The following is a 20,127-nucleotide window of genomic DNA, read 5'->3' as shown; positions in this document are numbered from 1 at the left end:
TCCCACAGGTACTCCGCAGCCCTCAAGGTCTGTGCGGTACCTGTGGGAGCTGGCTTGCCGGCGATGAGGCCAGTGTTTTTTCCGCACAGGAGATGTTCTGCGTGCAGACGCCTATCCCCGTAACCGTACTCACTGGCTTCCTCGGTGCCGGCAAGACCACCTTGCTCAAGCACATGCTCAAGGCCGAGCACGGCCTGAAGATCGCCGTGATCGAAAACGAATTCAGCGAGGCCGGCATCGACAGCCAGCTGCTGGGCGACGAGCCGGTGCAGGTGATGACCCTGGCCAATGGCTGCGTGTGCTGCAGCATCCACGGCGACCTGACCCGCGCCTTGTACCTGCTGCTCGAACGCCTGGATGCCGGCGAGATCGCCTTCGACCGCCTGGTAATCGAATGCACCGGCCTGGCCGACCCGGCGCCGGTGGCCCAAACCTTCTTCATCGACGAGGAACTGCGTGAGCGCTACATCCTCGATGGCATCATGACCCTGGTCGATGCCGCCCACGCCGAGCTGCACCTGACCCAGACCATCGCCCAGGCCCAGGTCGGCTTTGCCGATCGCCTGCTGCTGAGCAAGACCGACCTGGTCGAGCCCGCTGCGGTCGAGGCCCTGCGCGAGCGTCTGGCCCGCATCAATGGCCGGGCGGCGATCCGCGTGGTCGAGCATGGTCGCATCGACCTGGCCGAGCTGCTGGATGTGCGTGGTTTCAACCTCAACCCCGATCTGGGCGCGAACCTGAAGCCAGCGCTACGCCCGCTGCTCAAGCCCGCTACCCCGGACCGGATCTCCACCTTGGTGCTGCGCACGGAAAGCGCGCTGGACATCGACCGCCTCAGCGACTTCATGAACGAACTGCTGGAAACCCACGGCAAGCAGCTGCTGCGCTACAAGGGCGTGCTGAACATTGCCGGTGAAGCGCGCAAGCTGGTGTTCCAGGGTGTGCTCAAGCTCTATGGCTTCGACTGGGACGCCGAGTGGGCCGAGGGTGAAACTCGCGAGAGCGTGATGGTGTTCATCGCTGACGAATTGCCCGAAGCTACGATTCGGGCTGGGTTCGAGGCGCTGGCTGCGGGCTGAGCTGACGTGGCGTCTGGGCCTGGAACCACTGCGGCCATGAGCTGCGGTGGCGTGTCTCGAGCTCGATGCACGGGATCAGGCGCTCGGTCAGCAGCGCCGTCTGCCGCACTGCCTTGGCGGTGCGGTACTTGACGCTGTGGATGCATTCGCGGTCGCCGAACTCGCAGCGGTTCAGCGCGGTGCCGCCGCAGGGGCCGTTGGCCAGGCCCTTGGGGCAGGTTTCCGGGCAGATGTACAGGGTGTCTTCCAGGCGGCAGCGGCCACAGGTGTCGCAGCCTACCAGCGGGTGCTTCACCGCGTGTTCCACCTTGTGCAGCACCTGTGCGCCAAGGCGGGTAGCCCACATCGGTTGGCGCACGGCCCAGCCAAATGCCTTGCTCAGGCTATTGCGGCGGCTGAACAGCAGCGAATGCATGCCGTGCATCAGGTGATAGCGCGCTTTCTCCTTGAACGAGGCATCGACCCGTGACTCGCCCTGGCGCCAGCTTGCCTGCGGCGGATGGAAGCTGACTGCCGGCAGACCGGGCATCTGCCAGCTGGCCTGCCAGGCCGGCGCCCATTGTTCCAGTGTGTGGATTTGCGCCTGCCAGTGCTCGATGCGTGCCTCCAGGGCCAGCAGTTGCTTGAGTTCATGAACCCCCGACAGATGCACGCCGGCGTAGCCCATCAGCTTCACGCCGATGATCTGCAAGGCCAGGCGGTCGACGCTGCGGGCCTGGGCAAAGGCCTTGGACTGCGCCGCTTCCGCTTCCAGCATGTCGCGCATGGACGGCGTGACGGTCACGCCGGCCACGTGCTCGAGCATCGTCGCACGCCCGTGGGTGAGGCTCATCAGGCAGGCCAGCATCGGCCTGGGCGTGGCCTGGCGGCTCATCCAGTGCATGGCTTCCTGGTGTTTGCCGGCATCGAAACCCAGTTGCAGGGTGAGAAAGTCGGCGCCCGCCGCCAGTTTTTTCTCGGCCTTGAAGTATTGGGCGCCGCCTTCTTCCTCGCAGTACTTGAACGGGTTGAGCGCCGCGCCAAGCAGCCAGTGCGGGCAGGCCTGGCGGGCGATCTGCAGGGCTGCGACCGATTCCAGGTAGCGCACCGGGCGCTGGCCGGGCTGGTGGCCGGGCAGGCGGTCGCCGGTAAGCAGCAACAGTTGGTCGAGGCCGGCGGCATCCATGCGTTGCAGTTGGGCGAGCAGGTGGTGGCGTTCGCGGTCCTTGCCGGAGAAGTGCGGCAGGGCGGGTACCGGGTTGCTGAACGAGGCGAGGGCGTCCAGTGGCGACATGTCCAGCGGGCTGCCGACGCGGTCGCCGATTGCCACGGTCATCGGCCAGCCGCACAGGTGCGCACGGGCCAGGATCGCGTCCATGGCGGCGAAGCGTTCTGTGGAGGGCTTGGGGACGAACTCCATGATGCAGACGAAGGTGTTTTCGCGCAGCGCGGTTTTCAGCAGGCTCATGGGGCCGGGTACCTGGTTTGGTCAGGCTGGCATTGTGCGGCAGAAGGCGGGTGCGGTCATGTCCGGATGCGCAGGCTGGTGCTCTGAATGAGACATCCGGGTTTGCCTGTGCCGGCCCTTTCGCGGCTAAAGCCGCTCCCACAGGGTGGCGCGGTACCTGTAGGAGCGGCTTTAGCCGCGAAAGGGCCAGTACAGGCAGTACAAATTCACGAACATGAATAAGTCTTGAGTTCATCTCAAATTTAATGAGTTTGTCTCAAGATGAAAGTGCCCGGAAAATCCCCTCATTCATTTATGCATGCTGAGGGACAAGACATGGCACTGGCACACAACCTGGGCTTTCCACGTATCGGCCGCGACCGCGAGCTGAAAAAGGCCCAGGAAGCCTTCTGGAAGGGCGAACTCGACGAAGCCGGCCTGCGCGCCGTCGGCCGCGAGCTGCGTGCCCGCCACTGGCAGGTGCAGAAAGACGCCGGCATCGAACTGCTACCGGTTGGCGACTTCGCCTGGTACGACCAGGTGCTCACACACTCGCTGACCTTCGGCGTGATCCCGCAGCGCTTCCGCAGCCACGACGCTGCCAGGCCCACTCTCCAGACCCTGTTCGCCATGGCCCGTGGCGCTGTGGGTGACAGCTGCTGCGGCGGCGCGCACGCCCAGGAAATGACCAAGTGGTTCGACACCAACTACCACTACCTGGTCCCCGAATTCACCGCCGACCAGCAGTTCGCCCTGAGCTGGGAGCAACTGTTCGAAGAAGTGGCAGAAGCCCAGGCCCTGGGCCATGCGGTCAAACCGGTGGTAATCGGCCCGCTGACCTACCTGTGGCTGGGCAAGGCCAAAGGTGGCGATTTCGACAAGCTGGAGCTGCTCGACCGCCTGCTGCCGCTGTATGACCAGATCCTCAACCGCCTGGCTGCCCAAGGCGTGGAATGGGTGCAGATCGATGAGCCGATCCTGGCCCTGGACCTGCCTCAGGACTGGAAGAATGCCTACGAGCGCGTCTACAACATCCTTCAGCGGGCGCCACTGAAGAAGCTGATCGCCACCTACTTCGGCGGCCTGGAAGACAACCTGGGCCTGGCCGCCAACCTTCCAGTCGATGGCCTGCACATCGACCTGGTGCGGGCGCCCGAGCAGTACCCGACCATCCTCGACCGCCTGCCGGCCTACAAGGTGCTGTCGCTGGGCCTGGTCAACGGCCGCAACGTCTGGCGCTGCGACCTGGAAAAGGCGCTGGAGGTACTGCGCCATGCCCATGAGCGCCTGGGTGAGCGGCTGTGGGTGGCGCCGTCCTGCTCGCTGCTGCACAGCCCGGTGGACCTGGACCGTGAAGACCAGCTCGATGCCGAACTGCACAGCTGGCTGGCCTTCGCCGTGCAGAAGTGCCAGGAAGTGGCGCTGCTGGCCAAGGCCATCAATGCCCCGCACGCCGACGACGTGGCCGCTGCACTGGCCCAGAGCCAGGCCGTGCAGGCCAGCCGCGCCGCTTCGCCGCGTATTCACAAGCCGGCCGTGCAGGCCCGCCTGGCGGCCATCAAGCCCGCTGACAGCCAGCGAAAATCAGCCTTTGCCCAACGTATCGTCAAGCAACGTGCGGGGCTCGACCTGCCGGCGTTCCCGACCACCACCATCGGTTCGTTCCCGCAGACCTCGGCGATTCGTCTGGCACGCCAGGCCTACAGGCAGGGCAAGCTGACCGAGGCCGATTACGTCGAGGCCATGCACAGCGAGATCCGCCATGCGGTGAAAATCCAGGAGGACCTGGGCCTGGATGTGCTGGTGCACGGCGAGGCCGAGCGCAACGACATGGTCGAGTACTTCGCCGAGCAGATCGATGGCTATGTATTCACCCGCTTCGGTTGGGTGCAGAGCTATGGTTCGCGATGTGTGAAGCCTGCGGTGATCGTTGGCGACCTGAGCCGGCCGAAGGCCATGACCGTGGAGTGGATCACTTATGCCCAGGGCCTGACCAGCAAGGTGATGAAGGGCATGCTGACCGGCCCGGTGACCATGCTGATGTGGTCGTTCCCGCGTGAAGACGTGAGCCGCGAAGTGCAGGCGCGGCAGCTGGCGCTGGCGATCCGCGACGAAGTGGTCGATCTGGAAGCGGCGGGTATCAGGATCGTGCAGATCGACGAAGCGGCGTTCCGTGAAGGCTTGCCGCTACGCCACGGCGCCTGGGCCCATTATCTGGAGTGGGCCACCGAGGCCTTCCGCCTGTGTGCTTCGGGGGTGCGTGACGAAACCCAGATTCACACCCACATGTGCTACAGCGAGTTCAACGACGTGATTGAGTCGATCGCGGCGATGGATGCCGACGTCATCACCATCGAGACCTCGCGGTCCGACATGGAGCTGCTGGCGGCTTTCGAACGGTTCGCCTACCCCAACGAGATCGGCCCGGGTGTGTATGACATTCACTCGCCACGGGTGCCGACCCGTGAGGAAATGGTCAAGCTGCTGCGCAAGGCTGCCCAGCGTATCCCGGCCGAGCGCCTGTGGGTCAACCCGGATTGCGGGCTGAAGACCCGCGGCTGGCCGGAGACCGAGGCAGCGCTGGTGAACATGGTCGCAGCTGCCCGCGAGCTGCGTGCCACTGCCTGATTTTTCGCTGGCTGTACCGGCCCTTTCGCGGGTAAACCCGCTCCCACAGGGTCCCCACTGGATTCAGCTTCAGTGGGGTTCCTGTGGGAGCGGGTTTACCCGCGAAAGGGCCAGGCCTGTTCAATTCAATCTGTGATCACCGCTCGATTGCCAGGGCCACGCCTTGCCCGCCACCAATGCACAGGGTTGCCAGGCCTTTCCTGGCGTCCCGCTTGATCATCTCGTGCAGCAAGGTCACCAGCACCCGGCACCCGGACGCACCAATCGGGTGGCCAAGGGCAATCGCCCCGCCATTCACGTTGACCCGCGTGGCATCCCATTCCAGCGCCTTGCCCACGGCCAGCGCCTGCGCGGCAAAGGCTTCATTGGCTTCGATCAGGTCCAGCTCGGCCAGTTGCCAGCCGGCCTTGTCCAGGCAGCGCTGGGTGGCCGACACCGGGCCGATGCCCATGATCGCCGGATCTACACCGGCACTGGCGTAAGCCGCGATCCTGGCCAGCACCGGCAGGCCCAGGGCCTTGGCCTTGGCGGCGCTCATCAGCAGCACGGCGGCGGCGCCGTCATTCAGGCTCGAGGCGTTGCCGGCAGTGACGCTGCCATCCTTCTTGAACGCCGGGCGCAGTTTGCCCAGGGATTCAGCGGTGGTATCCGGGCGTGGCTGTTCGTCCCGCGCGAACACCTTGGGTTCTCCCTTCTTCTGCGGCAGCACGATCGGGGTGATTTCATCATCGAAGCGGCCGGCTTCCATCGCCGCCACCGCCTTGCGCTGCGACTCGGCGGCGAAGGCATCCTGCTGCTCACGGCTGAGGCCGTACTGGTCCACCAGGTTTTCGGCGGTGATACCCATGTGGTAGTCGTTGAAGGCATCCCACAGGCCGTCGCTGATCATGCTGTCGATCAGCTGGCCATGGCCCATGCGCTGGCCGGTGCGGGCTGAAGGCATCACATAAGGGGCAAGGCTCATGTTCTCCTGGCCGCCGGCGATGACCACCTCGGCATCACCGCAGCGAATGGCCTGAGCGGCCAGGTGCAGTGCCTTCAGGCCCGAGCCGCAGACCTTGTTCAGGGTCATTGCCGGCACGCTGAAGGGCAGGCCGGCCTTGATCGCGGCCTGGCGTGCCGGGTTCTGCCCGGCGCCGGCGGTAAGCACCTGGCCGAGGATGACTTCATCGACCTGCTCCGGGGCCAGCCCGGTCTGTTCCAGCAGGCGCTTGATCACGGCGGCACCGAGGTCTACTGCAGGCACAGTGGCCAAGGCGCCCTGGAAGCTGCCGATGGCGGTACGGGTTGCGGCGACGATGACCACGTCGTTCATGTTGTTGTTCTCCGTGCGATGGGCGTAATGCCTCAAGCATCGGTGGCTTTGGCTCATTTGTTAAGTTTGTTTTTCTTTGCGATTGATGTGTAAAGCAAATGAATGAGCGCGAAGCGACCTGCGGAACTATGCTCAGGGATGCGCTATTACACTCATCTGGATGGGAGCACATGCCCATGCGTACATTGATCGCCATGACCCTCCTGATCGGCAGCAGCGCTGCATTCGCCGCCACCGAATGCACCACCGCTGACAAAAGCACCTGGCAGGATCAGGAAAAATTCCAGGCGCAGCTCAAGGAGCAGGGCTACAAGATCAACAAGTTCAAGGTCACCAAGGGTAACTGCTACGAGATCTACGGTTTCGACAAGGATGGCAAGAAGGTCGAGATCTACCATGACCCAGTGACGGGCAAGGCAGTCAAGACCGAGTACCACGATTGAACAGCGACGGCACGGTACAGCTGTGGGACCCCCTACTGCGGCTGTGCCACTGGTCGATCGCCGTGGTGTTCTTCGCCAACTACTTCTTCAACGAAGAGGGTGAAGACTGGCACCAGTGGCTGGGCTACTACGCACTGGCCGTTGTGGTGGTGCGTGTGGTCTGGGGCTTTGTCGGGCCACGCAGCGCGCGCTGGGCCGATTTCTGGCCATCCCCGGCAAGCCTGGTCGGACATGCCCGTGCGCTGCTGCATGGGGGGCTTGACCATCATATGGGGCATTCGCCGATTGGCGCCCTGGTGATGGTGCTGATGCTGACTTGCATCGCCGGCCTGGGCCTTACCGGGTGGGCGTCGCAGGAGGTGGACGCACTGTTTGGTGTCGACTGGCCGATGGACCTGCACAGCTGGCTGGCCAACGCGCTGCTGGTGCTGGTTTGCGTCCATGTGCTGGCGGCCATCTACGAGAGCGTGCGCATGCGGGAAAACCTGCCGTGGTCGATGATCACGGGGCGCCGTCGGCACCGCGATTGACTGTGGCGGCCTCTTCGCGGGCAAGCCCGCTTCCACAAGGATTGTGCAAAACTCAAGGTTTGCGCAGTACCTGTGGGAGCGGGTTTACCCGCGAAGAGGCCAGCACAGGCAACTCTGCTACACAGCCGGGCACTGATGGGTTACACAGTGAATCCCCCCGCCCCCCGCAGCAATGGCATCGATATCCAACTGCACGATATCCCGCCCCGGATACAACGCCGCCAGCAGCCCCCGCGCTTTCTCGTCCGCCGCCCCATCGCCAAACTGTGGCGCAATGATCGCGCCATTGATCACGAAGTAGTTGATGTACCCAGCGGCAAAGTCGTCATTACCTTTGCTGAACCTGTTGCGCCGCCCGTGCAGCGGCGGCGACACGACATGCACCTGCAACCTGCGGCCCTCGGCATCGGTGGCCCGCTTGAGGATATCCAGGTGCTTGCGCGTCACGGCGTAGTCATACGAGTCCGGGTCGTTATCCAGGTTGGCAATCACCACCCCCGGCCTGACGAAGCGGGCATAGAAGTCCACATGCCCGTCGGTGATGTCCTGGCCGGCGATGCCCGGTAGCCAGATGATCTTGCTCAGCCCCAGCCTTTCCTTGAGCTCCGCCTCGATCTCGGCCTTGCTCCAGCCTTTGTTACGGTTGGCGTTGACCCAACTGCTCTCGGTCATGATGCCCGTGCCGTGGCCGTCCACCTCTATGGCGCCGCCTTCACCCACCAGGTCGCTGCGCTGGTAGCGGGCACCGGCCAGCGTGGTCACGTGTCTGGCCAGTTGGGCATCGTTGCGGTGACGTTGCTTGTTGCCCCAGCCATTGAAGTTGAAGTCCACCGCCGCCAGAGCTCCGTCATCATCGACGACGAAGTTGGCGCCGATGTCGCGCATCCAGATGTCGTCCAGCTCGCACTCGACGAAACTTGTGCGCTGGCTGGCACAGTGCTGCTCGGCCAGCTCGCGCTCGCTGGCCCGGCAGAACACCGTCACTGGCTGATAGCGCGCGATGGCCTGGGCGATGCGACCGAGGGCGGCCTGCACATCGGCGGTGAAGTCCTCCCAGATCGCATCCTGGGCGCCAAAGGCGATGAATGCGCGTTGCTGCGGCTCGCCTTCGTCCGGCATGAACCAGCGCCCCGGTTCTTCGGCGCGGGCCAGGCCCAGCGGCAGGCCGAGGCTGGCACCGAGGCCGGCGGCCAGCGAAAGTTGCAGGAAGGTTCTACGGCTTGGCATGGCTCAGTCCTGTGCAGTCTTGAAGCGGGTCCACACGCGCATGCGTGCACGCATGTCGGCCTTTGGGATATCGCGGCCCGGGATCAGCCGGGCATAGGTGGCTTGGTCGAGGTAGATATCGGGGTTTTCGCGCATGCGCGGATCCACTGCCTGGCGTGCCTTGGCGCTGGCGGTAGGGTAACCGGTGAAGTTGCTGATGGCCGCCATGTTCGCCGGGCGCATGACGAAGTTGATGAAACGATAGGCGTATTCCGGGTGCTTGGCATCGGCCGGGATGGCCATGGTATCCATCCACACCGTGGTGCCTTGGCGCGGCACGCGGTACTGGAAGTCGAGATGCTTGCCCGCGGCTTCGGCGGTACGCTGCGCCTGGATCACGTCGCCACTGTAGCCCAGTGACAGGCACAGGTTCTCGTTGACCAGTTCGGTCACTGGTTGCGACTGGAACTTGCGCACGTACGGGCGAATCGCCTTGAGCAGTTCGCTGGCTGCGGCCAGGTCCTCGCGCTTGGCACTGCGTGGCTCGCGGCCCAGGTAGTTGAGGACCACTGCCAGCACTTCGTCGGGTGAATCGATGACTGAAATACCGCAGTCGGCGAATTTAGCTGCCAGCTCCGGCTTGAACAGCAGGTCGAGGTTGTCCAGCGGTGCATCGGGCATGCGCTGGCGGACTTTGTCGGCATTCACCGTCAGGCCGATGGTGCCCCAGGTGTAGGGCACGGTCGCCTGGCTGGCCTTGGGGTACCGGGCGTGCAGCTGACGCAGCCCGGGCTCGATGTCGTCCAGGGCCTGCAGGCGGCTGTGGTCCAGTGGCTGTAGGCTGCCGGCGTGCATCAGGCGCTCGGCGACGGTATCACCGGGGAAGACCAGGTCGTAGCCACTGCGCCCGGACATCAGCTTGGCCTCGAGCACTTCGCTGCCATCCATCACGTCGTAGATCACCTGGATGCCGGTTTCGGCCGTGAACTGCTTGAGGGTGTCCTCGGCAAAATAGTCGGCCCAGTTGTACAGGCGCAGCACGGGCTGCTCGGCCTGAGCCTGGCAGGCGCAGACAGCCAGCGCCAAGGCGGCCAGAACGTGGCGTTTCATGCTCATGCCCTCAGGGTGTGTGGGTGAGTGCCGTCCAGGGTCAGCAGCGGTGTGTACATCTCCGGGCGGCGATCGCGGTAGATGCCCCAGCTCAGGCGGTCTTCCCGCATGCCGGCCAGATCCAGGTCGTGCAGCCAGATGCCACTGCTGTCGCGGTCGGCTTCGGCGAGCATGGCGCCCTTGTGGTCGCAGATGAACGACGAGCCATAGAAGCGCATGGCCAACGATGCGTCGCTGGCTGCGACTTCCTCGCCCACCCGATTGGCCGCCACCACCGGCAACAGGTTGGCGGCGGCGTGGCCGCGCATGGCTACCTGCCAGTGGTCGCGCGAGTCCAGTTCGGCACAGCCGGGCTCGGAGCCGATGGCGGTGGGGAACAGCAGCACTTCGGCGCCCATCAGTGCCAGGCAGCGGGCGGTCTCGGGGAACCACTGGTCCCAGCAGATGCCGATGCCCAGGCGGCCGAAGGCGGTGTCCCAAACCTTGAAGCCGGTATCGCCGGGGCTGAAGTATTCCTTCTCCTGGTAGCCGATGGCGTTGGGGATGTGGGTCTTGCGGTAGACGCCAAGCAGGCGGCCATCGGCATCGGCCACGGTTAACGAGTTGAAGAAGGCATTGCCGGCGCGCTCGTACCAGCTCAGCGGCAGCACCACGCCCAGCTCGCCGGCCAGTGCGGCGAAGCGCTGCAGGATCGGGCTGGCGGGGTAGGGCTGGGCGAGGGCCTGGTGCTGGTGGTCCTGTTCGATGCAGAAATAAGGGGTGGCGAACAGCTCCTGCAGCAGGATCACCTGGGCGCCCTTGGCGGCGGCCTGGCGTACCAGTTGTTCGGCGCGGTCGAGGTTGCCAGGCAGGTCCCAGCTGCATGGCATCTGGGTGGTGGCGATGCGCAGCAGGCTCATGGCTGCACCTCGGGTTGTTGCTGGGTGATGCAATGAATGCCGCCACCGCCATGGGCGATGTGGTCGATGCGCACCGGTACGATCTCCCGGCCCGGGAACGCGTGAGCCAGTTGCGAGGCGGCTTCCTGGTCGGCGGCGATGCCATAGGCCGGCATGATGATCGCGCCGTTGGCGATGTAGAAGTTGGTGTACGAGGCGCAGAATACCTCGGCGTCCTGGTCGACGGCGGCGCTGGCTTCATACAGGTCGAGCAGCTCGAAGTGCCGGCCTTGCGCGTCGGTGGCCAGTTCCAGGGCGCGGCGGTTTTCCCGCACGACTTCGGCGTACACCGAATGCTGGTCATGGGTGGCATCGACCAGCAGCACGCCGGGGCGGGCGAAGGCGCATACACCGTCGACGTGGCCGTCGGTCATGTCGCCGGTGATGTATTGTGGGTCGCCCGGTAGCCAGATGGTCTTGCGGATGCCCAGGTAGCGGGCGAAGCAGGCCTCGAACTCAGCCTTGCTCACGCCAGGGTTGCGGTTGGGGTTGAGCAGCACCGACTCGGTGGTGATCAAGGTGCCTTCGCCGTCCACATGAATCGCCCCGCCTTCGTTGCACAGCGCCGTGCTGAAACCGTCCAGGCCCAGGTGGTCGAGGATGCGCCGGCCGAGGCTGCGGTCCTGGCCGTGCTGCGACTTGCCACCCCAGGCGTTGAAGCGCCAGCTCAGGCCGGCCAGGCCATGCTGTGGGTGGCAGACGAAGCTTGGGCCGCTGTCCCGGCACCAGCTGTCGTCCACGGCCATTTCGACCAGTTCGATATTGGCGCCGCAGAGGGCACGTGCGCTTTGCCAGGCCGAAGGGTCGACCACCATCTTCACCGGCTCGAAACGGGCGATGGCTGCCGCGACCCGGGCGTAGTCCTGCTGTACGTCGGCCAGGCGCACGTGCCAGCCGCTTTCCCACAGGGCCTGGTTGTGTGGCCAGACCATCCAGGTGGCAGCGTGGCGGGCCCATTCGGCGGGCATGCGCCAGCCGCTGTCGAGGGACAGGTGCATAGAGAACTCCGATCAATTAAGGATTTTTATCAACGAAGCCCGCCGTCGCGGGTGTTGATGTCCATGCTATGGCTAGGCTTGGCCTGCGACAAACGATAGATTTAGCGCACATCTGATCAGCAGGGCTTATCAATCATGCTCAAACACTGGCCACCCCTGAATGCCCTGCGCGGCTTCGAAGCCGCTGCGCGGCTGGGCAGCTTCCACAAGGCCGCCGAAGCGCTGAACCTGACCCAGTCGGCCATCAGCCAGCAGATTCGCAGCCTGGAAACCTACCTGGAGCAGCCGCTGTTCCACCGCAGTGGCCGCAGCGTGAGCCTGACCGACGCCGGGCACGACCTGCTCAGCACCACGCAGTCGCTGCTGCAGCACCTGGCGGTGGGCATTCGCCGGCTCGACCAGTACCGCAAGCCCAATCAACTGGTGGTCAACACCAGCCCGGCCTTTGCCAGGCACTGGCTGCTGCCGCGGCTGGCCGACTTTCACCAGCGCTGCCCGGATGTCGACTTGTGGCTGTTCACCAGTTTCGAAGTGCCGGACATGGCGACCGAGACCATTGACCTGGCCATCCGCGATGACCTCAGTGCCCAGGCCGAGTGCAGCTTCAACGTGCTGCACCAGGACCAGCTGTACCCGGCCTGCCACCCGTCGTTGCTGCAAACGCCGATGTCGCGGCGCACCACCTTGCATGGCGAGCGCGAAATGGACTGGAGCCACTGGCAGCTGGAGGGTGGCGAGGATGTGGGGCAGCAGGGCAAGGGGCTGAACTTTTCCGACCCCGGGCTGCTGCTGGATGCGGCGAGCGAGGGGTTGGGGGTGGCCCTGGTCAGCCAGTTGCTGGCGCGGCGGGCGGTGGAGGAGGGGCGTTTGCAGGCTTTGTCGGCGCAGCGCGTGCGTGGGCCGGCGTGGGCTTGCCTGGTGCATCGGGACAGCCAGGATGATCTGCTGGCCCGGCAGTTCCTGGAATGGCTGAAAGAGGCTCTCTTGTCAGATTGATGTTGCCTGCACAGGCCCTATCGCCGGCAAGCCAGCTCCCACAGGTTCCTCACAGGGCTCAAGTTTTGCGCCGTCTTTGTGGGAGCTGGCTTGCCGGCGATAGGGCCGGTACAGGTAATCCACCGTTTTGCATCCCCAAGATCACCCCGTAATATGTGTCGGATAACCTGCGGGGGTAGTCTCACCCTCTGATCAACCGGAATCGCCCATGGCGGCGCTTCCCCCGGCATAAACCTGACGAGGTACAGACATTGGCCATCATTCATCCTAAGGTCCGCGGTTTCATCTGCACCACGACTCACCCGAAGGGCTGCGAGCTCAACGTCCGTGACCAGATCGAAGCCACCCGCAAGCTGGGCGTGCGCGAGGATGGCCCGAAGAAGGTCCTGGTCATCGGTGCTTCCAGCGGCTACGGCCTGGCAGCCCGCATCACCGCGGCGTTCGGCTTCAAGGCCGACACCCTGGGCGTGTTCTTCGAAAAACCAGGCACCGAGACCAAGGCCGGCACCGCTGGCTGGTACAACGCTGCAGCCTTCGACAAGTTCGCCAAGGCCGAGGGCCTGTACAGCAAGTCGATCAATGGTGACGCCTTCTCCGACGAAGCCCGTGCCAAGGTCATCGAGCTGATCAAGAACGAAATGGGCGGCAAGGTCGACCTGGTCATCTACTCGCTGGCCTCGCCAGTGCGCAAGCTGCCGCAGACCGGTGAACTGGTGCGTTCGGCCCTGAAGCCGATCGGCCAGCCGTACAAGTCGACCGCCATCGACACCAACAAGGACACCATCATCGAGGCCAGCATCGAGCCGGCTACCGAGCAGGAAATCGCCGACACCGTCACCGTCATGGGTGGCCAGGACTGGCAGTTGTGGATCGACGCCCTGGCTGGTGCCAACGTGCTGGCCGAAGGCGCCCGCACCGTGGCCTTCAGCTACATCGGCAGCGACATCACCTGGCCGATCTACTGGCACGGTGCGCTGGGCCAGGCCAAGCAGGACCTGGACGAAACCGCCCTGCGCCTGGACAAGAAGCTGGCCGATGAAGTGAAGGGCGGCGCCAACGTGGCGGTGCTGAAGTCGGTGGTTACCCAGGCCAGCTCGGCCATCCCGGTGATGCCGCTGTACCTGTCGATGGTGTTCAAGATCATGCAGGAGAAGGGTGTTCACGAAGGCACCCAGGACCAGCTGGACCGCATGTACCGCGACCGCATGTACCGTGCCGACGGCGCGCCGGCCGAGGTCGACGAGAAGGGCCGCCTGCGCCTGGACGACTGGGAACTGCGTGATGACGTGCAGGACGCTTGCAAGGCGCTGTGGCCACAGGTGACCACCGAGAACCTGTTCGAGCTGACCGACTATGCCGGTTACAAGAAGCAGTTCCTCAACCTGTTCGGCTTCGAGCGCGCTGACGTCAACTATGACGAAGACGTGGCTACCGATGTGAAGTTCGACTGCATCGAGCTGTAATCGCTGTCGGCCTGTACCGGCCCTTTCGCGGGTAAACCCGCTCCCACAGGGATCACTTCTAACTTGAGGGGAATGGAGTACCTGTAGGAGCGGGTTTACCCGCGAAGAGGCCGGTACAGGCTATAAAATCTTTGCTAGCTTTGGCGCACAACGACAGGGAATGTGCCATGAGCAGCCTCACCCAACCCGCCACTGCCTTTCGCCATACCGCAGCCGACGGCTACAGCCTCGGCGGTTTTCGCTGGCGCCACGCCCGACCTGACCGCCAGCGCCCGCTGGTGATCATCAATGCTGCCACCTCGGTACGCTGCCGTTACTACTCGCGTTTCGCCGACCACCTGTTTGCCCAGGGGTGCGATGTGCTGACCTACGATTACCGTGGCATTGGCGAATCCCGCCCGGCCTCGCTGCGTGGCTTTCAGGCATCCTGGAGCGACTGGGGCCGGCTGGATTTCGAAGCCATGCTGGTGCATGCAGCAGAACATTTCCCCGGTCAGCCGGTGGACGTGGTGGGGCACAGTTTTGGCGGGTGCGCAGTGGGGCTGGCACCGTCGGCGAGCAAGGTTCGCCGGGTGGTGATGGTTGGCGCGCAATTCGCCTACTGGCGTGATTATGCGGCTGACCAGCGTTGGCAGCTGTTCTGCAAGTGGCATGTGGTAATGCCGCTGCTCACCCGCGTGTTCGGTTACTTTCCCGGCAAGCGTCTGGGTTGGCTGGAGGACACGCCATCCGGCGTGGTGCACGATTGGACCACCCGTACCCCGCGCTATGAGCACCGACCCAGCGGGCGTGCACTGGAGGCACTACCGTTCGCTCAGGTGCGGGCGGCGACGCTGGCCATCAGCCTGACCGATGATCCCTTTGGTACCGTGGCGGCGACCGAGCGTTTGCTGGGTTATCTGCAGGGCGCCGAGCGCCAGCACCTGCGTATTGCGCCTGTGGATATCTCGGTCGATGAAATTGGCCATTTCGCGTTCTTCCATGACCGCTTTCGCGAAAGTTTGTGGCCGGTGGCCTTGCAGTGGTTGCAGCAGGGTGGGTTGGCGGGTGAGGTCCCAGGAAGGATCATGGGTTGATGCTGTCTGCGCCGGCGAAAGGGCCGCGGAGCGGCCCCAAAATCTCAAGCCTTGCGCGCAAGCGGCAGCTCGGCGAACTTGACGCCCGCCAGCCCATGCTTGATCAGCGCACGGATATTGCCATGGTCGCTGCCCTCGGGCGTGGCCACCACGTCACGGTAGTGCTCGCCAAAGGCCAGCAGCGCTTCCTGGTCGCTCAGCCCTTCCAGCAGCGCCAGGCCCAGGGTCTTGCACGAACCTTCGTTCTGCCCGGCCGCATTTGCCACGCCGCCATTGTCGAAGGCCTGTGGCTGGTAGCTGTAGTTGTCGGCAATGAACGCCAGGGTGTCGGCAAACACGTGTTGGCCGCTGGCCAGGCTGGCGCGCAGGGTGTTCAGGTCAGTCACGGGGTTTTCCTTTTTCGAACGCCGCTTGTTGGTCGGCGCTGGCTTCTTTCTGGTATTGGGCTTTCCACTCGGCGTAAGGCATGCCGTACACCGCTTCGCGGGCATCATCCAGGCTCAGGTCGAGCTGGCGCTCGTCAGCCGCGGCCTTGTACCACTTGGACAGGCAGTTGCGGCAGAAGCCGGACAGGTTCATCAGGTCGATGTTCTGCACGTCGGTGCGCTTCTGCAGGTGTTCGACCAGGCGCCGGAACGCGGCGGCCTCGAGTTCGAGCTGTTGCTGTGGGGTCATGGGCTTCTCTCAGGTCATGCGGTTCTTCAGGTGGCGGCCACCGTTGATGACCACCTGGCTGCCGGTGCTGTACTGGCTGGCGAGCAGGTACCTGACCGTCTCGATCAGCGGGCCGGCGCCGGGTTCGAACTCCAGCAGGGCCTTTTTCAAGGTCTGCTGGCGGTAGGTTTCGTCACCCCCTTCCTTGAGGATCAGCAGCCCGGGCAGGATACCGTTCACACGCACCTTGGGCGCATATTTTTCGGCGAAAGACAGCACCATGTTCTGCAACGCGGCCTTGGTCGCGGCGTAGCCGATGTGGCTTTTGCTGCCGCGCGAAGAGGTTTCGTCGCAAATGTGGATGATGTCGGCCTTTTCCACCTTGGCCAGCAGGTCGCCCAAGGCCAGGTTGAGGTGGTAGGGCGCTTCGACGTGAAGGCGGAACATGGTCTCGAGGTTGTCGAGGCCATCGTCGAGCCACAACGAGGCGTTGTGGATGATCGCGCGCAGGCCGTCGTAATGGTTGTGCAAGTAGTCGATCAGGGCCTGTCGATCGGCCAGCTGGCACAGGTCGGCCTGGAACTGCACGATGTTCGGGTGGGCCGCCTGTGGCTGGACGCTGCGGCTGGCACTGACCACCGTATGGCCGGCCTGTGCCAGTTCAAGGGCCAGGGCCAGCCCGACGCGCTGGCTGGCTCCGGTAACGAGAATGGGGCTGTTCATGTTCGGGGCGGTCAACTTGTCTGTCCTTTGGTTGCCGCCCAGCATACCCGAACTGTCTACCGCGTGTACGGCCTGGCCTCAGCGGCTGCGCAGGGCGCCGGCAGGGGCGGGGGACGCATGCAGCCAGCCGGCCAGCAAACGGGTGGACAGGGGGATGAACAGGTAGACCATCACCGGCGTCAGGCCAAGGGTGCTGAGCAGTACCCGTGGTACCAGGTCCAGCGCAGCGAGCCAGTGGCCGAACACCAGGTTGAACACCAGCGAGACCGGGAAGAAGGCCAGCCAGATGGCCACAGCCTGCTTCCAGCGTGGTGGTTTTTGCACCATGTTGGTGCCAAACCAGTCGTCGATGCCACTCACGCGCGCTTCCTTGGGGCGTTCGAAGAGCCCGTTGCCGCGTTGCAACCAGGCCCGACGCGAGGCGGAATGTTCCCAGGCATGCAGAGTCGGCTCGTCGCTGAAACGGAAGATGATCTGGAATTCGTCGCTGTCGCGGGGGGGCGCGAGGATGCCCGAGCCAAGGTAGCCGGGGAAGTCGGTGGCCAGCTGCTCGCCTTCATGCAGCCAGGCCAGCAAGTCCTGGTAGCGGCCATGGGCGGCGCGGCGCGACACCATCAAGGTGACGGGTGGGGTAGACATCGTGTATCTCCTGGCAACGGGGCTGGCGGGTAGCCGGCCCCTTTGGCTGAGTGGCCCGGGGTGGTGGGCGACACAGGCATGCATGCAAGAATCGGGCGCGGATTATCGCCCATCTGCGATCTTCGGCAACTGTAAGCCGGCAAACGGTTGCGCCCCAGCGTCTGGTATTGCCGTAGTAGACTAGGTGTTCAACTTGGACACACAGGGAACCCCGTGCAGATGAACGAACAGGGACTGAATCCGGTAATCGATGCGGGCCTCGCGCAGGACCTGTTTCCGATCCGTGAGGTTTCCCGCCTGACCGGCGTCAATGCCGTGACCTTGCGCGCCTGGGAGCGCCGCCACGGTCTGATCCAGCCAACCCGCACCGAAAGCGGCCACCGCCTTTATTCCCAGGCCGACATCGATGACATCCGCCGCATCCTTGGCTGGCTGGAGCGCGGCGTGGCGGTAAGCAAGGTTGCCAGCATCCTCGCGCGCGACCATGCCCGTGCCGGGCAGGCAGGTGGCGCGACGGGCGCCTGGGGGCGCTGGCAGCAGCAGATTCGTCAGGCGTTACAACGTTTTGACCTTGTCGGCCTGGACCGCCTGTTCGACGAGGTATTTGCCGCCTGCACCCTGGACCAGGTATTCAGTGAAGTGTTCATGCCGGTGTGGCATGACCTGGCGGCCGGTCAGGGCGGCTACGGGCAGGCCAGCGAGTGGCTGTTCCTCGATCAGTTCCTGCGTGGACGGGTGTATACCCGCTTGCAACTCGCCCGTGCGCCGCGCAGCCGCATGGTGCTGCTGGCGCCATTGCCGGGGCAGTGCCACGAGTTGGATTTGCTGGTGACCAGCCTGACCTTGGGCAGCGATGAAGTTGGCGTGACGCCACTGGCGAGCGGGCAGCCGCTGGCAGAACTGGCACTGGTCTGCGAACGCCTGAAACCGGATGCCCTGGTGCTGTTTTCCCATCAGCCGCCCACGGCGGAGCTCACACGGCGGCTGACGCGCCTGGTGGCAGGGCTGGAGTGCCCGTTGTTACTGGCGGGTGAAGCGGCGGAACTGGCACAGGACAGCCTGGCTGGCAGCCCGATCGCTTGCCTGGGTGCGCAGGGTAGCGTGATGCGCCAGCGTTTGCGGCAGTTTCTGGCCGGTCAGTTCGATACCTGAGTGTGTAGCTCGGGGTGGGCCCGGCGATGGGCCTGGAGGATGTAGTCGCGCAGGCGTTCGATCTCTTCGGCCGGGCTTTGGCTGAGGTCGTAGGCTGCCAGGTCCGGGCCGATGCGCCGGCCCAGCACGCCATGCAGTTCGATGGGGGGGATGCCATCAGGGGCGAAACGCAATTCGAAGTGGGCTGGTGCCGCTGGCAGGCCACGGACTTCCAGCAATGTACCCTTGAACGAGATCTCGCGAACCCACAGGCCAGTTTCCTGCCCATGGGCATCGAGCAGTGCGCTCGGCTTCTCCATCGACAGGCGCCAGGGGCGCAGCATGGGGCCGTCCTCGTAGATTTCCGGTGAGCCCAGTTGCAGGTGCAGGGCGTGGAACTCGTCTTCCACCAGTTGCAGCGGGAAGCTGATTTGCTGGTTGTTGAACTGGGCCTGCAGGGTTACCTGCTCGTTGGCCACCAAGCGGGTGAGCAAGCTCTGGATGCGATGGTCGCCATTGACCAGCAGGCTCGACATGGGGTCGGCCAGGTTCAACTGCGGCGAATGCTGCATGTTCTGTATGAAGTCCAGCTCGTCCTGGGTCAGGAGCGCTTCTGCTTGCATGATCGAACTCGATGGCGATTTCTTCAACGGGATTGACCGTGCGTGGCGAACTTGGTTCAGGTGCGTTCGTCGGGTTTCTGACGAACGCGCAGTTGCGCCAGTTCCCGCTCCAGTTCGACCTGGCGAGTAACGTCTTTCTGAATGCCGATGAAGTAAGTGCGCTGTTCGGCATCGTGCCTTACCGGGGTGATCGACAGTTCGTTCCAGAAAGGGCTGCCATCCTTGCGGTAGTTGCGCAGCACTTCGCGGCACGGGCGGCCTTCGGCCAGGGCCTTGCGGATGCGGGCGCGGCCAAGCTGGTCGCGGTCGTCGGCCTGCAGGAAGCGGCAATCCTGATAGAGGATTTCGTCACGGCCGTAGCCGGTCAGGCGTTCGAAGGCCGCGTTCACGTAGATGAGGATGGTGTCGTCGCCTTCCTGTTCGGCGACCACGATGCCGTCGTTGGACGCATCGACCATGGATTGCAGTAGTTGCGCATTGATCATGTTCGGGCCATTGAGTGAACAAAGGTGCGAAGCAGGGTTGAGGATGGTGACTTTGGTAGAGGCGGCCTTTTGCCAGCGCCGGATGCTAGTATCCTACGTTTTCACTCAGTTTCGGAATCCTCTACCCGATGAAAGTCGCCATTATTTCCGGATCGGTCTATGGCACCGCCGAAGAAGTCGCCCGTCACGCTGAATCGCTGCTCAAGGCTGCTGGCCTGGAGGCCTGGCATGCGGCGCGCGCCACCTTGCAGGACCTTGAAGGTTTCGCCCCCGACGCCTTGCTGGCCGTGACCTCGACCACTGGCATGGGCGAACTGCCGGACAACCTCATGCCGTTGTATTGCAGCATTCGCGATACCCTGCCTGCGGCCTGGCGTGGCCTGCCGGGTGCGGTGATTGCCTTGGGCGACAGCAGTTATGGCGATACCTATTGCGGTGGAGGCGAGCAGATGCGCGAACTGTTTGCCGAACTGGGCGTGCGCGAAGTGCAGCCGATGTTGCGCCTGGATGCCAGCGAGACGGTGACTCCGGAGGCGGATGCAGAGCCTTGGTTGGCTGAGTTGGTGAGTACACTTAAAGCCTGACGGGTATTTTTCGCCTGTACCGGCCTCTTCGCGGGTGAACCCGCTCCCACAGGTACTGCACAGATTTCAGAGGCTGTGGT

21 protein-coding genes are annotated in these 20,127 nt (G+C 64.1%); 9 read left to right on the top strand and 12 right to left on the bottom strand.

The window, feature by feature from the left end:
* Positions 1-101 precede the first annotated feature (101 nt).
* The gene (gene yjiA / locus E5221_RS24105) at positions 102-1,079 is read left to right on the top strand and encodes a GTPase (protein ID WP_061552508.1); all 978 of its coding nucleotides are present in this window, start codon (positions 102-104) and stop codon (positions 1,077-1,079) included.
* Here the strand turns inward: yjiA and E5221_RS24100 are convergent.
* Complete coding sequence (locus E5221_RS24100) at positions 1,039-2,526, bottom strand: methylenetetrahydrofolate reductase C-terminal domain-containing protein (RefSeq protein WP_182328965.1); 1,488 nt, start codon at positions 2,524-2,526, stop codon at positions 1,039-1,041. The genes yjiA and E5221_RS24100 overlap by 41 nt on opposite strands.
* Before the next feature lie 315 nt (positions 2,527-2,841).
* Between E5221_RS24100 and metE the strand changes: the two genes are divergently transcribed.
* Entirely contained in the window at positions 2,842-5,133 is a 2,292-nt protein-coding gene (metE, locus tag E5221_RS24095; RefSeq protein WP_061552484.1) for a 5-methyltetrahydropteroyltriglutamate--homocysteine S-methyltransferase, read from the top strand.
* A 136-nt stretch (positions 5,134-5,269) separates the two neighbouring features.
* Here metE and E5221_RS24090 read toward each other — a convergent pair whose 3' ends face one another.
* Entirely contained in the window at positions 5,270-6,448 is a 1,179-nt protein-coding gene (locus tag E5221_RS24090) for an acetyl-CoA C-acetyltransferase (protein ID WP_061552483.1), read from the bottom strand.
* A gap of 176 nt (positions 6,449-6,624) precedes the next feature.
* Between E5221_RS24090 and E5221_RS24085 the strand changes: the two genes are divergently transcribed.
* Both E5221_RS24085 and E5221_RS24080 read left to right on the top strand, forming a co-directional pair.
* A complete protein-coding gene (locus E5221_RS24085) occupies positions 6,625-6,891 on the top strand; it encodes a PepSY domain-containing protein (RefSeq protein WP_003260712.1) in 267 nt (88 codons plus the stop codon).
* Positions 6,888-7,421 carry a cytochrome b/b6 domain-containing protein gene (locus tag E5221_RS24080; protein WP_023661197.1) on the top strand — a complete coding sequence of 178 codons (534 nt, stop codon included), beginning with the start codon at positions 6,888-6,890 and terminating at the stop codon, positions 7,419-7,421. The genes E5221_RS24085 and E5221_RS24080 overlap by 4 nt, the downstream gene beginning before the upstream one ends.
* Before the next feature lie 117 nt (positions 7,422-7,538).
* Here E5221_RS24080 and E5221_RS24075 read toward each other — a convergent pair whose 3' ends face one another.
* Genes E5221_RS24075 through E5221_RS24060 form a run of 4 tightly spaced genes read right to left on the bottom strand, consistent with a single transcriptional unit; the run spans position 7,539 to position 11,673 of the window.
* Positions 7,539-8,648, bottom strand: coding sequence for an agmatine deiminase family protein (locus E5221_RS24075; RefSeq protein WP_061552482.1), 1,110 nt, complete (start codon positions 8,646-8,648; stop codon positions 7,539-7,541).
* A gap of 3 nt (positions 8,649-8,651) precedes the next feature.
* Positions 8,652-9,737, bottom strand: a complete 1,086-nt coding sequence (locus E5221_RS24070; protein ID WP_182328966.1) for an extracellular solute-binding protein — start codon at positions 9,735-9,737, stop codon at positions 8,652-8,654.
* A 2-nt stretch (positions 9,738-9,739) separates the two neighbouring features.
* Positions 9,740-10,636 (bottom strand): N-carbamoylputrescine amidase, encoded by an 897-nt coding sequence (gene aguB / locus E5221_RS24065; protein ID WP_061552480.1) that lies wholly within the window; start codon positions 10,634-10,636, stop codon positions 9,740-9,742.
* A complete protein-coding gene (locus E5221_RS24060; protein ID WP_061552479.1) occupies positions 10,633-11,673 on the bottom strand; it encodes an agmatine deiminase family protein in 1,041 nt (346 codons plus the stop codon). Before E5221_RS24060 ends, aguB begins: the two co-directional genes overlap by 4 nt.
* Positions 11,674-11,808: 135 nt before the next feature.
* Here E5221_RS24060 and E5221_RS24055 point away from each other — a divergent pair, with 135 nt between their 5' ends.
* The 3 genes from E5221_RS24055 to E5221_RS24045 all read left to right on the top strand — a co-directional run bounded on the left by E5221_RS24055 (position 11,809) and on the right by E5221_RS24045 (position 15,208).
* The gene (locus E5221_RS24055; RefSeq protein ID WP_247846556.1) at positions 11,809-12,669 is read left to right on the top strand and encodes a LysR substrate-binding domain-containing protein; all 861 of its coding nucleotides are present in this window, start codon (positions 11,809-11,811) and stop codon (positions 12,667-12,669) included.
* A 251-nt stretch (positions 12,670-12,920) separates the two neighbouring features.
* Positions 12,921-14,132 (top strand): enoyl-ACP reductase FabV, encoded by a 1,212-nt coding sequence (fabV, locus tag E5221_RS24050; RefSeq protein WP_023661196.1) that lies wholly within the window; start codon positions 12,921-12,923, stop codon positions 14,130-14,132.
* 167 nt (positions 14,133-14,299) lie between these two features.
* Complete coding sequence (locus E5221_RS24045; protein ID WP_039613043.1) at positions 14,300-15,208, top strand: alpha/beta fold hydrolase; 909 nt, start codon at positions 14,300-14,302, stop codon at positions 15,206-15,208.
* 44 nt (positions 15,209-15,252) lie between these two features.
* Here E5221_RS24045 and E5221_RS24040 read toward each other — a convergent pair whose 3' ends face one another.
* The 4 genes from E5221_RS24040 to E5221_RS24025 are packed head-to-tail and all read right to left on the bottom strand — an operon-like array spanning position 15,253 to position 17,224.
* On the bottom strand, positions 15,253-15,594 hold the full coding sequence (locus E5221_RS24040; RefSeq protein WP_003260709.1) for a HopJ type III effector protein: 342 nt from the start codon (positions 15,592-15,594) through the stop codon (positions 15,253-15,255).
* Positions 15,587-15,883 (bottom strand): DUF1244 domain-containing protein, encoded by a 297-nt coding sequence (locus E5221_RS24035; protein WP_003260708.1) that lies wholly within the window; start codon positions 15,881-15,883, stop codon positions 15,587-15,589. Before E5221_RS24035 ends, E5221_RS24040 begins: the two co-directional genes overlap by 8 nt.
* A 9-nt stretch (positions 15,884-15,892) precedes the next feature.
* A complete protein-coding gene (gene folM / locus E5221_RS24030; protein ID WP_054572761.1) occupies positions 15,893-16,630 on the bottom strand; it encodes a dihydromonapterin reductase in 738 nt (245 codons plus the stop codon).
* A gap of 33 nt (positions 16,631-16,663) precedes the next feature.
* A complete protein-coding gene (locus E5221_RS24025; RefSeq protein ID WP_015271784.1) occupies positions 16,664-17,224 on the bottom strand; it encodes a hypothetical protein in 561 nt (186 codons plus the stop codon).
* Between the two features lie 219 nt (positions 17,225-17,443).
* Between E5221_RS24025 and E5221_RS24020 the strand changes: the two genes are divergently transcribed.
* Positions 17,444-18,376: a MerR family transcriptional regulator gene (locus E5221_RS24020; RefSeq protein WP_039613042.1), complete on the top strand. Its 933-nt coding sequence runs from the start codon at positions 17,444-17,446 to the stop codon at positions 18,374-18,376.
* Here E5221_RS24020 and E5221_RS24015 read toward each other — a convergent pair.
* Complete coding sequence (locus E5221_RS24015) at positions 18,361-18,978, bottom strand: hypothetical protein (RefSeq protein WP_024087734.1); 618 nt, start codon at positions 18,976-18,978, stop codon at positions 18,361-18,363. The genes E5221_RS24020 and E5221_RS24015 overlap by 16 nt on opposite strands.
* Positions 18,979-19,034: 56 nt before the next feature.
* Positions 19,035-19,463 (bottom strand): PAS domain S-box protein, encoded by a 429-nt coding sequence (locus tag E5221_RS24010; protein ID WP_003260703.1) that lies wholly within the window; start codon positions 19,461-19,463, stop codon positions 19,035-19,037.
* A gap of 128 nt (positions 19,464-19,591) precedes the next feature.
* Here E5221_RS24010 and E5221_RS24005 point away from each other — a divergent pair, with 128 nt between their 5' ends.
* Positions 19,592-20,047, top strand: coding sequence for a flavodoxin (locus E5221_RS24005; RefSeq protein WP_013974195.1), 456 nt, complete (start codon positions 19,592-19,594; stop codon positions 20,045-20,047).
* The last annotated feature ends 80 nt before the right edge of the window (positions 20,048-20,127 follow it).

Source organism: Pseudomonas sp. A2 (assembly GCF_023100865.1).
In the GTDB taxonomy this organism is placed as follows: domain Bacteria; phylum Pseudomonadota; class Gammaproteobacteria; order Pseudomonadales; family Pseudomonadaceae; genus Aquipseudomonas; species Aquipseudomonas asiatica.
The sequence above is the reverse complement of the archived record's forward strand: the minus strand, read 5'-3'. Positions and strand labels throughout refer to the sequence as shown.